Raw genomic sequence first — 14,924 nt, 5'->3', positions numbered from 1 at the left:
ATATTAATGCAAAGATTCAACCAATATTTTGGATGCCTCTTCCGAGCGCAGGGCAATTACAGCCCCCCGGATTTCATATGCAATGGGGTCACCCGCCGGGCTTTTCCTTATGGACTCCACTACGGTGTCCTGAATCAATCCCAAATCTAACATTCTTCTTCGCTCATTTCCCTCAGAGTCCAAGCTTTTTATTCTGCCAAATGTGCCGGAGGGCAGCTGATTCAGCGAAATTAAATTTTTATTCATAAAAAAACTCCTCATTTTCTAATTTTTTAGCAAGTCGCGTAATAGATTAGTGGTACGAAACATTTTTTCCCACGACTAATTTATAGGTATGAAATAAGTCTTGTTTTGGTTACATAAATAAGGAGCGTTTTATTGAAATGAATAATAAGGATTTTTATACGGTCAGAGGATATCAATTATTAAATGAAAAAGAGAACGTACTGACCTCCAGCATGGAGGACTATTTGGAAATGATATACCGGATCTGTTCCAAGGAAGGGTTTATACGAATGAATGAACTGGCCAGTCATTTAAACGTCCGGCCATCCTCCGCCACGAAGCTCGTTCAAAAATTGAGAAGTGTTGGATTTGTAAATTATCAGAAATACGGGATGATTCAGCTGACGGAAGAGGGACGGGAAATCGGAGCCTTTCTTTTAAAAAGGCATCGTATCATAGAAAATTTTTTGCATACGATTGGGGTAGAGGATACCCTGAGAGATACGGAGATGATAGAACACGATATCAGTCCAGGTACATTGGATAATCTTCACATATTCAATAATTTTTTTCATGAAAATCCGGAAATTTTAAAACGGTATGAAATATATAAAGACCAATGGAGCCAAACAAAAAAGAACAGGGGCTGAACAGGCATAGAGAACTTAATTTTTAGCAAATTGCTGCCTGTATTGGCTTGGCGTAAGTCCTTCATGCTTAAAGAACACCTTGGTAAAATAAGCGGAATCCGAAAATTTTAAGTCCATAGCAATACGAAAAATTGGTATATTCGTGTCCAGCAATAAAGTCTTTGCACGGTTTATTTTCAGTATCTGAATATACTGCGTGAAGGTATACCCGGTCTTCATTTTAAAATATCGGCTGAAATACTTTTCGCTTAGATGCACTTGCTTGGCGATACTGGATAAGGTCAGGTCATTCAGATAATTTAATTCAATGATTTTGAGACATTGGGTAATGACCTCCTGGCTGAAAGGTGTTTCTGTGGTATGAGCAGAAGCCGCCGCCTCTTCCGCAGAAGAAAGGATAGATTGGATACAACTGCATATAACATCAGGAGAGACCGGCTTTAACAAAAAGTCATACACGTTGTATTTAATGGCTTCTTGAGCATACACAAATTCACTGTGCGCAGTAATAATGATGGTCTTTATAGCGGGATGAAATTTAATAATCTGTTTATGTGCTTCAATGCCGTTTTTCACCGGCATACGAATATCGATCAAAAGAATATCCGGCATGTGAATACGGGCAAAGTTCACAGCTTCTTCTCCGTTTTTTGCGGGCTTAATGACATTAATATTGGAAAAGTTACGTTCAATAATTTTCTTTAATGCCATTCTTTCTAATTCTTCATCTTCTGCAATTAACAATTTATACATCGCGTATACCATCCTTTAATAGTTTATCCGTTGTTTCAGCACGGCGGCAGAGTTCCTGCGTATGATGGGAATTACTTTATACAGGGAAGCTTAATGGTGACACAATTTGAGATCAGAGGCTCACTTTCAATCGTCACCCCATATTCTGAACCAAATTCGTACTGGATTCGTGCGTGTGTATTTAACAAGCCTAAGCCCAGGGTATCTCCGTTTATATGGCAGTTGCTTTTAAACAGTTCTAAAATATGTTCCGGAAAACCGACGCCATTATCTATGATAGAAAAACAAATGGTGGAATCTTCTGGGTTCTTTTCCCCTTTGACTGTAATTTTTCCCCCTTCCTTTAACAGCTCCACTCCGTGGATGATGGCATTTTCCACAATGGGCTGCAGCGTCATGGAAGGAATCTTATAGTCGAGAATATGCGGATCTATATCAATAAAAAAGGAAATACGGTCGCCAAATCGGGTCTTTTGGATAGCAATATAATGCATCAGGTTATCCAGCTCCAGCTTAATAGAGGGCAGCTCTTCTACATTTTTTATCGTATATTTCAGATAGTCAGACAGCTCGTATATGAGCTGTTCTGCCTTTGGGGCATCCTCAAGCAAGGCCATCCTGGCAATAGAATTCAGCGCATTGAATAGAAAATGCGGATTCATTTGAGCCTTCATACGTTTGAGCTCCTGCTCTTTAATTAATTGAAGCAACTTAAAATTTTCACTGGTTTCTTGAGCTAACGATTCCTGCGTGACTTTTTTTATGATGATTTCTGCCAGATAAGTTCCCATAAAGCTATAGAATTTTACACAGCGCTGTAAGTATTCTTCGGAAACAACCTCCAGTTTTGCTATGCATTTTTTTAGATCCCGTTTGGGAATATCAAACTGCTCAGATAGCCTGTCCACATCAATTTTACTTCTTTCCTCTTCTGATGTAAGCACCTGCCCGCCCAATACACTTCCTAAATATTGACCTTCCACAATAATGGGAGCCGCACAGTCCCGGAGCCCGCAGTGACATATATAGCTCTGAGGAACACCTAGCTCTATGGCTTTACGGCTTGCCTTCCGATCACATTCCACACATTTTTCATATCCTTTTTCCGAACTGCGGATCAAATGACAAAAATCTGTAAAGTTATTCCAATGGCCGATGGGAACGCCTTCTGTATTTACCGTGATGACCGAAAATTGCAGTAAATTGGACAGCTCATCCTGAACAGCCATAAATTCGTCCTTATCCAGAATATCCTCCAGAGACTTACCGATGAAATCTTGCATATAAGTACCTCTTCTATCTGCTGATCGTTTTAAACATTGTTATATTGTTATCATATAACAAGTAAACAGGTATTTACAATTGTAAATTTTCCTTTTATGTATTTTTTGAAAATGCTTAAAAACAAGGAATATTCAGTGATTTGGAAAATTTTGAGGTGGAAAAAATACTATTTCCTAAGTGGTATTATTTCTATTATTAGTGGATTTTATGAAATAAAGTCTTTCCTCATAAGAGTAAACTAAGGCTAAATTGTAGATGATTTACCAGTAAAAATAGGATGGAGGTAGAAAATATGGAAGGAGATCTTTTAAAAAAGATTATGGAAGCGGTAGAAGACGCGGGCGGCAGAGATGAAAAGGCTGTCGGTCCTTCGGAAGCTTCAAATCAATGTGAACTGCCGGAATTTGTAGGGGCAGGAATCGGCGATACCGTTGGACTGGTTATTGCTAATTTAGATGCCAGCCTGCGTGAAAAGATCAATCTGGATCCGAAATATCGGTCTATTGGTATTGTAAGCTCCAGAACCGGAGGGGCTCCCCATGTAATGTCTGCGGATACCGCTGTCAAGGCGACAAATACCATTATAGCGTCCGTAGAATTTGCAAGAGATACAAAGGGCGGTGCAGGACACGGAAGTACAATTATCTTTGCTTCAGAAGACGTTTCAGATTCCAGACGGGCTGTGGAGGTCATGCTTGACGAGTTGGATGAGAACTTTGGAAACGTATATGGGTGTGACGCCGGGCATATTGAGCTGCACTATACGGCAAGAGCAAGCTTTGCTTTGGAAAAAGCCTGGGGGGCTCCAATAGGAAAAGCCTTTGGTATTACCGTAGGAGCACCTCCGGCTGTAGGAATGCTGATGGCAGATGTGGCACTTAAAACCGCAAATGTAGACATTGTAACTTATGCAAGCCCTTCTTCCGGAACCTGTTATTCCAGTGAAATTATCATTACCTTTACCGGGGATGCAGGTGCTGTCAAGCAGGCGGTTCTACAGGCCAGAGAAGCAGGCCTGAGCGTGCTGAGAGGGATGGGGCAGAATCCGTTATCTACCACCTCGCCGGCATGGTAACGGAGGGCGTACCAGATGAAAAAAGATTCTTTAGCAGCTCAGTGCCTGGCTGAATGGTTCGGTACATTTTTCTTTCTGACTATAGGGATTGGCTCTGTAGCCGTTTTGGTCCTCGGATTAAGCGACATCAATTATCCGTGGATGGCTGCCTGTTGGGGGGTAGCGATCACATTAGCTATTTATATAGTAGGCGGTATAAGCGGTGCTCATTTAAATCCAGCGGTGACCATCGCTTTGGCCGCATTCGGCGGATTTGAAAAAAGAAAGATCATTCCGTACATAGCCGCTCAGGTGCTGGGGGGAATAACCGCAGCAGCATTAATATATTTTCTGTTCAGGGCAAATATCGTGTCCTATGAAAGTGCAAACGGAGTAGTAAGAGGCATGACGGAAGGCTTGGGATGCGGCGGTATATTTGTTACACAGGCAGGAGCATCGGTCAGTATGCTGACTGCTTTTATGAATGAGATGTTTTTAACGTTTGTGTTGGTGCTGGTCATCTTTGCTGTTACCGATACAAGCAATGGTTCAGCTCCTGCGGCTGGTCTTCCGGCGGTTGCCATTGGTGCAAGCGTCACGTTCGCCGGGATTGCATTGGGGCCGCTGACCGGCTTTGCCATGAATCCGGCAAGGGATTTAGGACCGCGTATATTTTTGCTTCTAAGCGGCTGGGGAAGCAGTGCGTTGGGAGAACAGTACTACGGATTGATCGTGCCGATATTTGCGACCATTTTGGGTGGCCTGATTGCAGGTGCTTTTTATAAAAAAGTTATAGCGAAACATTTTATTTAACAGATAATATGGAGGTAAAGGATGAATAGGAACTTAGATATATCCAATGTTAGTGTTAGCCCAAGAATTCAGGGGCTGGTAGATGAATTATTCAAAGGAAAACCTCAGGTCGAATGGGAGAGAGCGGTTTTAGTAACAGAATCCTTTCGCATGACGGAGAATCTGCCTACCATTTTAAGAAAAGCAAAGGCTTTAGAGCATGTATTGCATAATCTGCCTATTGTAATCAGAGACAACGAGCTGGTGGTAGGAAATCTGACGAAAGCCCCTTTCTCCACTCAGGTCTTTCCTGAATATTCGTATAAATGGCTGCTGGATGAATTTGAAACCTTGGCGCTCCGAAAAGGAGATGTGTTTGAAATCAGCCAGGAATCAAAGGAAAAGCTGAGAGAAGCTTTTGTTTACTGGGATGGAAAAACAGTAAATGAGCTGGCCACTCAATATATGTATCCCGAGACAAGAACGGCCATTGAACACAATGTGTTCACAGTGGGAAATTATTATTTTAACGGCGTAGGCCATATCGGAGTAGATTATGAAAAGGTATTAAAGGTCGGATTTAACGGCATTATCAGGGAAGCAACAGAGGAGCTGGAAAATTCAGATAAAAATTGCCCGGATTTTATTAAAAAAAGAAACTTTCTGGAAGCAGTGATCATCACGGCAAATGCAGCCATTTATTTTGCCCATCGTTTTGCGGAGCTTGCGGAAAGGCTGGCGGCACAGACCAGTGGGGCAAGAAGTCAAGAGCTGCTTAAAATTGCTCAGAACTGCAAGAAAGTACCGGCAGAACCGGCAGGAGACTTCTATGAAGCAATTCAGTCGTTTTGGTTTGTACAAGCCATTATACAGATTGAATCAAACGGACATTCGATTTCTCCTCTTCGCTTTGATCAATACATGTATCCCTATTATATAGCCGATATCGAATCTCATAAGCTGACAAAAGAAAGTGCACAGGAACTGCTGGACTGCTTATGGGTCAAGTTCAATGACATTAATAAGGTAAGAGATGAAGGATCTACTAAGGGATTTGGCGGATATCCATTGTTCCAGAACTTGATCGTAGGCGGACAGGACGTATCGGGAGCGGATGCCACGAACGAATTATCCATTGCCTGCCTGGAAGCCACCGAGCATACAAAATTGCCGCAGCCATCCATTTCAGTGCGTATATGGAACAAGTCTCCGGATGAATTCTTAATGAAGGCGGCGGAAGTGAGCCGAGTCGGATTGGGCATGCCGGCTTATTATAACGACGAAGTGATCATTCCTGCCCTTGTAAGCCGGGGACTGACCATGGAGGATGCGAGAGATTATGGAATCATTGGATGTGTAGAACCCCAGAAAGGCGGAAAGACAGAGGGCTGGCATGATGCCGCATTCTTCAATCTGGCAAGAGTCATGGAACTGACCCTGAACAATGGATTAGACAACGGCGTCCAAATTGGTCCAAAGACGGGGGATGTATCAGAATTTACTACTTTTGAACAGCTGATGGAAGCCTATAAGGCTCAGATGGAATATTTTGTATCCTTACTGGCCAATGCGGACAATGCGGTAGACATTGCCCATGGAGAGAGAGCTCCGCTGCCTTTCTTATCTTCTATGGTATCGGATTGCATCGGAAGAGGAAAATCCGTGCAGGAAGGCGGAGCGGTATATAACTTTACAGGCCCGCAAGGGGTAGGTGTTGCCAACGTGGCGGACTCCATGGAAGTATTGAAGGAACTGGTCTATGATAAAAAGCTCTATACTATACAGCAGATTAAAGCAGCAATGGCCGCTGACTTTGAAGGTACGGGAACAACAAGCCTAATGGGCGGCCTTACGAGACGGGATATTGAAAATATGGTCGGCAAACTAACGGACGGCGGAAAGAAGATTACTACAGAGCAAGCCACTGTGCTGACAGCGTTAGTGGAGGGTCTGTCGAAGGTGGGGAATACTTCCGGACAAAGCGTAGAATGTTCAAAGTTAATAAACGATATTAAAGCAGTTCCTAAGTTTGGCAATGATATGGAGGCTGTTGATCTGATGGCGAAAGAGGTCGCTCTGGTTTACTGCCGGGAAGTTGAAAAACATAAAAATCCAAGAAACGGTTCCTTCCAGCCGGGCTTATATCCGGTTTCTGCCAATGTGCCTATGGGGGCGCAGACCGGGGCTACTCCAGACGGAAGAAAAGCAGGAGAACCGTTAGCCGACGGCGTATCTCCTATTTCCGGACGAGACGTACACGGCCCGACAGCTGCCGCCAATTCAGTAGCCATGCTGGATCATGCCATTGCTTCCAACGGGACCTTGTTCAATCAGAAGTTCCACCCATCTGCTTTAAGCGGTCAGTCCGGACTGGAAAAGCTGGCTGCATTAGTAAGAGGTTTCTTCGATCAGAAGGGTATGCATGTTCAATATAATGTAGTGGGCAGAGAGACGTTATTGGAAGCTCAGAAAAATCCGGATGCCTATAAGAATCTGGTGGTACGGGTTGCCGGCTATAGCGCACACTTTGTAGCGCTGGACAAGACATTACAGGATGATATTATTGCAAGGACAGAGCAGGTGTTTTAATGAATCAGACACTTTATAATACAAGGGGAATCATAACGGAGATTCAACGGTTTTCCGTTCACGACGGACCGGGCATAAGGACGCTGGTATTTTTAAAAGGATGCCCTTTAAGGTGCAAGTGGTGCTGCAATCCTGAAACGCAGGTCATGGAAAGCCAGAACGTTATGGATTCCGGCGATCCTAAAATAGTCGGAAAAACGGTGACTGTGGCGGAGATTATGGAAGAAGTGAGAAAAGACAGTATCTACTATAGACGCTCAGGAGGCGGTATTACGTTGTCCGGGGGAGAGGTGCTGGCTCAGCCTGACTTTGCCAGAGCCATTCTGGAAGCGTGCAGTACAGCTGGCATCAATACAGCTATAGAGACCAGCGGATTTGCCAATTTTGAAATCATAGAGTCCCTGATCCCGTTTGTCAACTTGTTCTTATATGACGTAAAGCATATTGCGGAAGAAAAGCACAAGGCGTTTACAGGGCAGTCCAACAGCCTGATTTTATCCAATCTAAAGAAGCTTGGGGAGAAAAATGCTCCGGTGATTGTTCGAATTCCGGTCATACCCACTTTTAACCATACTTCAGAGGAAATAGGGGAGATTACCAAATTTGCGGCAAGCGTAAAAGGTGTGAAGGAGATTCATTTACTCCCTTATCACAGGCTGGGAGAAAGTAAATATCGAGAGCTGGATCGAAATTATGAGTTTTCCTCCATTGAACCATTGGAAAAAGAAGAAATGGAAAATTTACTCGAAATAGCCCAGAAAACTGGATTGCACTGTCAAATCGGAGGATAAGTGAAAGAAAATAAATCAAAATGAAAGTTCATGTAGGAGGATTTAAACATGAGATATGATGCATTAGGTATGATTGAAACAAAAGGTCTGGTTGGTTCCATTGAAGCAGCAGATGCTATGGTAAAGGCAGCAAATGTTACCTTGATCGGCAAAGAATTTGTAGGCGGCGGACTGGTTACCGTTATGGTACGAGGCGATGTGGGTGCCGTAAAAGCAGCCACAGATGCGGGAGCTGCCGCGGCCCAGAGAGTCGGTGAATTGCTTTCCGTACATGTTATTCCAAGACCACATGCGGAGGTGGAAACCATTTTGCCGGCCGTGAAACCTGAAAAAACGGCAAAAGTTGAAAAATAGGCGGATGTAGTAATAAAAGGGCGGCTCAATGGTTGAACCGCCCTTTTATTAATGACGTTGTATTTCTTTTATAAAACTTTGCTGCTCTGTTAGTGAAGACGGAACAGGATATATCCGGCTAAAAAGACGAATCCGGCGATGACCACCAGAGGAGGTGCAATGGACTTTCCTTCTTTCCTGTTCGTGATGATTTCAATGACCGAAGCCAGAATAAACAAACCAACGGTAGAAAAGGTCGTGATCAGGCTAAACGTCAGACCGTAGTACGAGTGCTGCGTATAATACAAGAAAGCCGGCAGAAGAGCCACCATAATTCCTAAAGCAACCAATATATTTCTTAGTTTTTTCATATTCATAATCGTAATCTCCATCACAAAATAATTATTGATACTATTATAGCGTAAAATAATGTAAAATTCAAGAAAATGAGAAAAGTCTGCATTAAAGACTTCCCGATTTTAATTTGTCGGAATTTTGACCGCAGAATTGGCACTGCGGTATTGCTTGGGCGTCACGCCTTTGGCCTTTTTAAACACTTTGGTAAAATAGCTTTGATCGTCAAATCCTGCGGACAAGGATATATCGATAATGCTGAGATTTGTAGTGGATAAAAGGTCACTGGCGTGTTCTATTTTTAATTCGTTGAGATAGTCCGTAAATGTCACGCCCATTTCATGCTTGAATAGAGTAGAGAAGTACGAAGCATTTACGTGAAGATTCTGTTCGATATCTTTTAATGTGATTTTTTCTTTGTAATGCTTATTGATAAATTGAAGGGCCTTTACAATGATCTGGGAGTGGCCGTTATAGATAGAAGAAAGCATATTTCTTGTAATCAGCTCGATCAGATTCTCTGAAATATTTAAAAGTTCAGTAAAGGATGCCGCTTCGCTGAGTTTATTGATCACGTCCAGATCCGTATCCAGCACACTGCTGATATTTTTTTCATTTTCATTTGCAATTCGCATAATAATGGCAAAGAGCCACAGGGATTTGGCTTTGATCCCTTCCAGATCGCCGACCTCCAGAATAGAGAATTTATTTAAAAGCTCTCGAAGATTTTCCTTGGCAGTCTGAATCTGTCCGTTTGTTACATTTGTAATCAGTATATTTTCCAGATCATAGGGATATTCCATGGGATTCAGTGTTTTCTTATATTTTTGTATAACGGTGTTGATTTGATTCTGCTGACCGTACTGGGTCCGCAGGGCATTGTAGTCGTTCTTGTCAGAGACTGCGGTAATAATGCAGTTATAAAAGAGAAGAGCCACCTGTGAGACTTGATTGGGGTGGTATACCTTCATTTTGTTTACAAAGGCTTTGACGGTAGAAAGAGACAGATCGTTGAGATCGTTCAGCAGGGAAAACCTGCTGGCCGTGCTGTTCCTGAATTCTCCCATTATCATAGGACCGGCAATGAAATAACCCACAAAAACACCATCGATGATAAGAGAGATCGCGATATTGGTCAGACCTGATTTGCAAAGAAAGATATAAGGTTCTCCTAATCTGGACGCAAACTGACCGGAAGAGGTCAAATTCTTTCTGCAAGGTCCCGAGCATTGCTTATACACATCAAAAAAATTACAGATTTTATCCTCGGCCTTAAATTCCTTTACAATTTCATTCTTATTATTGAAGTATGTAACAGAAATCCCCGTAATATGGGAAAATGCTTCCATAGAGCTGTTCAGGTACTCGGAAAGCGTCTCTCCGTTTGGCTTATCTAAATTGGGTATCACAAAATTCTTCATAGCTGTTCTCCCCGACACATAAAAATAATCCTAAATCTTATAAAAATTTTCATTTGAATTCTAGCATAAGAAGCTTGAAAGTGCAATAACAAAAATATCACTAAAATTACTAAAATACTTTATATATATTACGCGAGGGGAACTATTACAATGAAATCATAGGAATGTATTAAAATTTCATTTAATTTTAATGGAGGGAACAGGAATGAGTAAAGAAGCAATACTAGAAGCGGCAAAGCAGTCCATTATTGAAGCGGACGAAGACATGGCCATGGAAGCACTGGCAAATGCCGAAGCGGAAGGAATTGACCCGATTGAGTTACTCGGCAGCGGATACAGTGCGGGCATGAAGGAATTGGGAGACCTTTTCGGAATGGGAGAGGTCTTTCTGCCGGAGCTGATTTTTGCCACAGAGGTGATGAAGCAAGTGACCGCTGATATTGAAAGCAAAATGGATATGACATCCGTGAAATCCAAGGGTACTTTCATAATCGGTACGGTAGAAGGCGATGTACACGACATTGGAAAAGGGATCGTGGCGTCGCTGGTGAAAACGAATGGGGTCGAAGTATACGATCTGGGAAGAGAAGTACCGGCTCAGAAGTTCGTAGATGCCGCCATGGAGCACAATGCGCAGTTCGTAGGAAGCAGTGCGCTGCTTACCACCACCATGACGGTTCAGAAGGATATCGAGGAAGCATTAAAAGCGGCTGGTATCCGGGATAAGGTAAAGACTCTGGTGGGAGGTGCTCCGGTGACCAATCGCTGGGCAGAGAAAATCGGTGCGGACGCATACTGTGAGGATGCTTCCGATACGGTAAACTTTATTTTGAAATGGATTGATGAGCTGTAAGAAAACTCACCTATTCTCAAGGTATAGGAGGTTACATAATGGCTAAATTTACCCACGAAACGGATATATACGGGTACTGCATCCTGCGGAATGAAGATTTGGATGCCATTCATGAAGCCACATTGGATCTGATGGAAAACTACGGCCTTCAAATTCATGGAAAAGAGGCGCTGGATATTTATGCGGGAGCCGGCTGTGAAGTCGATTATGAAAACGACCGAGTGAAATTTCCCAGAAGCCTAGTGATTGATTCCATCGAAGCCTGTCCGGCGGAGTTTACTCTTTGCGGCAGGGATCCTAAGAATGATACGGTAGTCGGCGGTAAGCGGGTCGCTTACAAAAATTTTGGTACGGGTGTGTTTATAATGGATCCGTATACTCATCAGGTCCGGGAGACCACGAAACAGGATCTGTGCGATGTAGCTAGGTTCTGTGACTCCATGGAGGAATGTGATGTTTTCTCCATTGCGGTCACAGCAGGGGATGTCAATCAAAAGGTTCGATCGCTTCATGAAGCAGAGGCCGTGTTGAACAATCTGACCAAAAATTTTGCACACGATCTGGAAGGTGTGAAGAACACAAAGCGGTTCATTGATATGGCGGCGGCCATTCAGGGCGGATATGATAAACTGAGAGAACGCCCTATTATTACCATGGGAGCCTGCCCCAACAGTCCGCTGGAAATCAACGAAAATGAAACGAGCATTATTAAGCTGTCAGCAGAATACGGTCTGCCTATTGATATTTTGTCCATGGGACTTTGCGGAGGAACGACTCCTGCAACGCTGGCCGGAACCTTAGTATGCACCAATGCTGAAATTCTGGGAGGAATCGTTCTGGCTCAGATCATAAATAAAGGCAATCCGATTCTTTACGGCACCTCTACTACGATTATGGATATGAAAACAGCGCAATCGCCGGTGGGTGCTCCGGAGCATGCCATGTGCGGCGCCGCAGTCGGTCAGATCGGACATTACTACGGAATACCTACTAATGTAGGCGGCACGTAGGGGGACAGTAAGTGTCTGGATGAACAGCTGGGGCATGAAAAGACCCTGACGAGTCTGCTTCCTGCGGTGACCGGAAGCAATGTAATTTATGGAATGGGCATGCTTGAAATGGGCATGACGATGAGCTATGAGCAGCTGCTTATCGATCAGGAAATCGTGAAGATGACGAGGAGAATTCTTCAAGGTATCCCGGTAAATAAGGATACGCTGGCTCTGGATGTAATTAAGGCCGTAGGACCTGCCGGAAATTACTTGGCTCAGAAGCATACCAGAAAATACATGAAACAGGAGCTTTCCACCACGAATCTGATCAACCGAAGGATGCGTGAAAACTGGGAAGCAAATGGATCAAAGCCGATAGATCAGGTAGCCAACGAACAGGCTCGGAGCATATTGGAAAATTATCAAGTGACGCCGCTTCCCGATGCGGTAAAGAAGAAAATTCATGATATCGTAGCAGAAGGGGAAGAGGAAGCTGAAGAATTAGCCAGATTCAAGGCAAGGAAAGAAATTTGACACAATCTATAGGAAAGGATGAGTGACATGAGTGAACAGAAAAAATTCTTCACTCGTATGGGCGACGGATCAATCGTTCATATGACAGAAGAAGAAATCAGGGCCGACATCAAGGAAGGCATCGAGGATGCGGTCCGCAGGGGTAAGATTGATCCGCTTACAGCGGAAGAGACGGAATATCTCTATGAAATCGTTACGATGCCCGGAAACTTTGTAGGCGTTACGCCGGGAATGGAAGTCGTTTCTTCAAACGATTCCGGGTCGGACAAAATCAGCACAAAGTGCGGTATCCCTACCTCAAGAGATACAAACGCGATGATTCATGAAAGAGTTCTGGGCGCCGATTCGGTGGATATCGGATACAGTGACTACAACTATAAAACAGTGAAGGGGGTTGCCAAGAGGGAAGCGACCATTCTGAAACAGGCCTTGGGCAGATGCACCATGCCGCTGTTTTACGGAGCTATGCCAAATCTGGGGTTCTACACGAAGCCGGATGGCCCTGTGGACAACTGGGCGGTATTGCTTCCGGAAGGAAAAATTCAGGAAGCCATGGCGGCGCAGGAAGAGGCGGTGGATCACGCTGTGCGGGATATTGTTTATGTGGCGGAGCAGATGAACGATGTAGGTGCGGACGGTTTCATGCTGGATACTTCCGGAGCGGCAGGAGACGCAGATTTTCTGGTATCCTTGAAGGCCACCGAAATCATGCGGGAGAAGTTCCCCGATATGCCTATCGAAATCGGTATGGCTGGTGAATTCGTTTTAGGGATGCACGGCAAATTAAAATATAACGGGCAAAGGCTTGCGGGCCTGTACCCTCATAAGCAGGTCAAATTGGTGGAAGAAGCCGGAGCCAGCATTTTCGGTGTCGTAGTCAATACCAACTGCAATAAGTCCTTCCCTTGGAATATTGCAAGAGTATGCACCTTTGTGAAAGCGTGTACGGCCGTGGCGGAAATACCGGTTCATGCCAATGCCGGAATGGGCGTCTGCGGTATTCCAATGTGTGAAAACCTTCCGGCAGACGTGGTATCCAGAGCAGATAAAGCCTTGATTGAGATCGGCAAGATCGACGGCTTGTAGATAGGCGTAGGCGATCCTTTAGGTGCTGAAGCTGCACACGCTCTGGCCGCTTGTATGGGCGGTATACGCACTGCCGGAGATCTGGTGATGCGTCTACAGCTAGCTAAGAAGATGAAGATCAACGAAGCGAAAGCATACGTGGCAGAGAAGCTTGGAGTATCTTTAGAAGAATTATGTGACATCGTTACCATGTCAGAAAAGAGAGAGGAGCTTGGACTCGGATTAGCTCACGTCGAACCATGTGCAGGTGCAAATGCGGGGATGGAGGCGAAGTTCAGAATTCAGGAGCTTCTCGGAATTAAGATCAATTCCGTAGAACGGTTTAAAGAGAGAGCCGGATTGAAATAAGCTGCAAGGAGTAGTTTATTTCACCGATCCATTTAAATGGGTTTACGGATAAAAAAGATATACAGACCAGACCCCTAAAATAAAGATTACTTATGGCAAAATTCTGAAAACTATGGTAAAATATTTGGGTATGAAAGAAACAAATAGTTATTTTACCATTGCTGGCTGTCAAGGATTTTAGGAGGCATGGATTTGGAAAAGCAGGAATTGTTAGATAAAGCAAAAGAAGCCATTGTAGATGCTGATGAGGAAGAAGCATTTCATTTGATTCTTGAAGCTGAAAATCAGAAACTGGATCTGTTGGATCTCCTGCTGCTGGGATTTGGTGCAGGAAATCAGGAAATTGGCGATCGTTTTGACCGGGGACTTTTATCCCTTCCTGAGTTGATTTATGCCGCTGAAGTAATGAAGAACGTGACCAACAGGATTTTAGGCATACTAAATTCGGATGGGAGAGAGGCTTGTTCCTTTTCGGCAAAGGGCACCATATTGCTTGCAACTGTGGCCGGTGATATCCACGACATCGGAAAAGGCATTGTTGCTTCCACCTTAAGAACCGCCGGCTTTGAAGTCATCGATCTGGGCTGTGAGGTTCCGGTAGAAAGCATATTGGAAGAGGCTAAGAAAAGAAGAGTGGACATTATCGGAACAAGTGCGCTGCTTACTTCTACCATGATTGAACAAAAGAAACTGGAAAAGCTTTTAGTTGAAACCGGAGAAAAGAAAAATTTCCGGACCATGGTGGGGGGAGCACCCTGCACACCGAGGTGGGCAAAAAAAATCGGAGCGGACGGATACAGTGAAGATGCGGTGGAGGCGGTGAAGGTCGCCGCTAAACTGATCGAGGAAAAATGGAAAAAATAAA

General features: G+C 43.9%; 13 protein-coding genes and 2 pseudogenes. 10 read left to right on the top strand and 5 right to left on the bottom strand.

Going from position 1 to position 14,924, the window contains the following annotated elements:
* Window positions 1-3: 3 nt before the first annotated feature.
* A complete protein-coding gene (locus EQM06_RS09375) occupies window positions 4-246 on the bottom strand; it encodes a FeoA family protein (protein ID WP_128746188.1) in 243 nt (80 codons plus the stop codon).
* A gap of 137 nt (window positions 247-383) precedes the next feature.
* Between EQM06_RS09375 and EQM06_RS09370 the strand changes: the two genes are divergently transcribed.
* Window positions 384-875: a metal-dependent transcriptional regulator gene (locus EQM06_RS09370; protein ID WP_128746186.1), complete on the top strand. Its 492-nt coding sequence runs from the start codon at window positions 384-386 to the stop codon at window positions 873-875.
* Between the two features lie 15 nt (window positions 876-890).
* Here EQM06_RS09370 and EQM06_RS09365 read toward each other — a convergent pair whose 3' ends face one another.
* Both EQM06_RS09365 and EQM06_RS09360 read right to left on the bottom strand, forming a co-directional pair.
* Window positions 891-1,628, bottom strand: a complete 738-nt coding sequence (locus EQM06_RS09365; protein WP_128746184.1) for a response regulator transcription factor — start codon at window positions 1,626-1,628, stop codon at window positions 891-893.
* Window positions 1,629-1,699: 71 nt separating this feature from the next.
* Complete coding sequence (locus EQM06_RS09360) at window positions 1,700-2,911, bottom strand: sensor histidine kinase (RefSeq protein ID WP_128746182.1); 1,212 nt, start codon at window positions 2,909-2,911, stop codon at window positions 1,700-1,702.
* Window positions 2,912-3,204: 293 nt separating this feature from the next.
* On the opposite strand from EQM06_RS09360, the gene pduB reads away from it, so the two are divergent.
* The 5 genes from pduB to eutM are packed head-to-tail and all read left to right on the top strand — an operon-like array spanning window position 3,205 to window position 8,492.
* Entirely contained in the window at window positions 3,205-3,987 is a 783-nt protein-coding gene (gene pduB / locus EQM06_RS09355) for a propanediol utilization microcompartment protein PduB (protein ID WP_128746180.1), read from the top strand.
* A 15-nt stretch (window positions 3,988-4,002) separates the two neighbouring features.
* Window positions 4,003-4,779 (top strand): MIP/aquaporin family protein, encoded by a 777-nt coding sequence (locus EQM06_RS09350; RefSeq protein ID WP_128746178.1) that lies wholly within the window; start codon window positions 4,003-4,005, stop codon window positions 4,777-4,779.
* A 21-nt stretch (window positions 4,780-4,800) separates the two neighbouring features.
* Window positions 4,801-7,347 (top strand): glycyl radical protein, encoded by a 2,547-nt coding sequence (locus EQM06_RS09345; protein ID WP_128746176.1) that lies wholly within the window; start codon window positions 4,801-4,803, stop codon window positions 7,345-7,347.
* Entirely contained in the window at window positions 7,347-8,138 is a 792-nt protein-coding gene (locus EQM06_RS09340) for a glycyl-radical enzyme activating protein (protein WP_128746174.1), read from the top strand. The genes EQM06_RS09345 and EQM06_RS09340 overlap by 1 nt, the downstream gene beginning before the upstream one ends.
* Window positions 8,139-8,186: 48 nt before the next feature.
* Entirely contained in the window at window positions 8,187-8,492 is a 306-nt protein-coding gene (gene eutM, locus EQM06_RS09335) for an ethanolamine utilization microcompartment protein EutM (protein WP_128746172.1), read from the top strand.
* An 89-nt stretch (window positions 8,493-8,581) separates the two neighbouring features.
* Here the strand turns inward: eutM and EQM06_RS09330 are convergent, their stop codons facing one another.
* Complete coding sequence (locus EQM06_RS09330; RefSeq protein WP_164914418.1) at window positions 8,582-8,848, bottom strand: hypothetical protein; 267 nt, start codon at window positions 8,846-8,848, stop codon at window positions 8,582-8,584.
* A gap of 102 nt (window positions 8,849-8,950) precedes the next feature.
* Window positions 8,951-10,246, bottom strand: coding sequence for an AraC family transcriptional regulator (locus EQM06_RS09325; protein WP_128746168.1), 1,296 nt, complete (start codon window positions 10,244-10,246; stop codon window positions 8,951-8,953).
* A 205-nt stretch (window positions 10,247-10,451) separates the two neighbouring features.
* On the opposite strand from EQM06_RS09325, the gene EQM06_RS09320 reads away from it, so the two are divergent.
* The 4 genes and pseudogenes from EQM06_RS09320 (at window position 10,452) to EQM06_RS09300 (ending at window position 14,923) form a co-directional block, all read left to right on the top strand.
* Window positions 10,452-11,099: a cobalamin B12-binding domain-containing protein gene (locus EQM06_RS09320; RefSeq protein WP_128746166.1), complete on the top strand. Its 648-nt coding sequence runs from the start codon at window positions 10,452-10,454 to the stop codon at window positions 11,097-11,099.
* 38 nt (window positions 11,100-11,137) lie between these two features.
* Window positions 11,138-12,625, top strand: a pseudogene (gene mttB / locus EQM06_RS13165) ([trimethylamine--corrinoid protein] Co-methyltransferase).
* Between the two features lie 18 nt (window positions 12,626-12,643).
* A pseudogene (gene mtbB, locus EQM06_RS09305) lies at window positions 12,644-14,059 on the top strand ([dimethylamine--corrinoid protein] Co-methyltransferase).
* Window positions 14,060-14,251: 192 nt separating this feature from the next.
* Window positions 14,252-14,923, top strand: coding sequence for a cobalamin B12-binding domain-containing protein (locus tag EQM06_RS09300; protein ID WP_128746160.1), 672 nt, complete (start codon window positions 14,252-14,254; stop codon window positions 14,921-14,923).
* The last annotated feature ends 1 nt before the right edge of the window (window position 14,924 follow it).

The organism is Aminipila luticellarii (assembly GCF_004103735.1).
GTDB lineage: Bacteria > Bacillota > Clostridia > Peptostreptococcales > Anaerovoracaceae > Aminipila > Aminipila luticellarii.
This window is presented reverse-complemented; position numbering and strand designations above follow the sequence as displayed.

Bases quoted from the DNA above. Each gene is read 5' to 3' on its own strand.
- EQM06_RS09320 (WP_128746166.1), top strand. From the start codon at position 10,452: ATGAGTAAAGAAGCAATACTAGAAGCGGCAAAGCAGTCCATTATTGAA.
- EQM06_RS09370 (WP_128746186.1), top strand. From the start codon at position 384: ATGAATAATAAGGATTTTTATACGGTCAGAGGATATCAATTATTAAAT.
- eutM (WP_128746172.1), top strand. From the start codon at position 8,187: ATGAGATATGATGCATTAGGTATGATTGAAACAAAAGGTCTGGTTGGT.
- pduB (WP_128746180.1), top strand. From the start codon at position 3,205: ATGGAAGGAGATCTTTTAAAAAAGATTATGGAAGCGGTAGAAGACGCG.
- EQM06_RS09360 (WP_128746182.1), bottom strand. From the start codon at position 2,911: ATGCAAGATTTCATCGGTAAGTCTCTGGAGGATATTCTGGATAAGGAC.
- EQM06_RS09365 (WP_128746184.1), bottom strand. From the start codon at position 1,628: ATGTATAAATTGTTAATTGCAGAAGATGAAGAATTAGAAAGAATGGCA.
- EQM06_RS09340 (WP_128746174.1), top strand. From the start codon at position 7,347: ATGAATCAGACACTTTATAATACAAGGGGAATCATAACGGAGATTCAA.
- EQM06_RS09325 (WP_128746168.1), bottom strand. From the start codon at position 10,246: ATGAAGAATTTTGTGATACCCAATTTAGATAAGCCAAACGGAGAGACG.
- EQM06_RS09345 (WP_128746176.1), top strand. From the start codon at position 4,801: ATGAATAGGAACTTAGATATATCCAATGTTAGTGTTAGCCCAAGAATT.
- EQM06_RS09350 (WP_128746178.1), top strand. From the start codon at position 4,003: ATGAAAAAAGATTCTTTAGCAGCTCAGTGCCTGGCTGAATGGTTCGGT.
- EQM06_RS09375 (WP_128746188.1), bottom strand. From the start codon at position 246: ATGAATAAAAATTTAATTTCGCTGAATCAGCTGCCCTCCGGCACATTT.
- EQM06_RS09330 (WP_164914418.1), bottom strand. From the start codon at position 8,848: ATGAATATGAAAAAACTAAGAAATATATTGGTTGCTTTAGGAATTATG.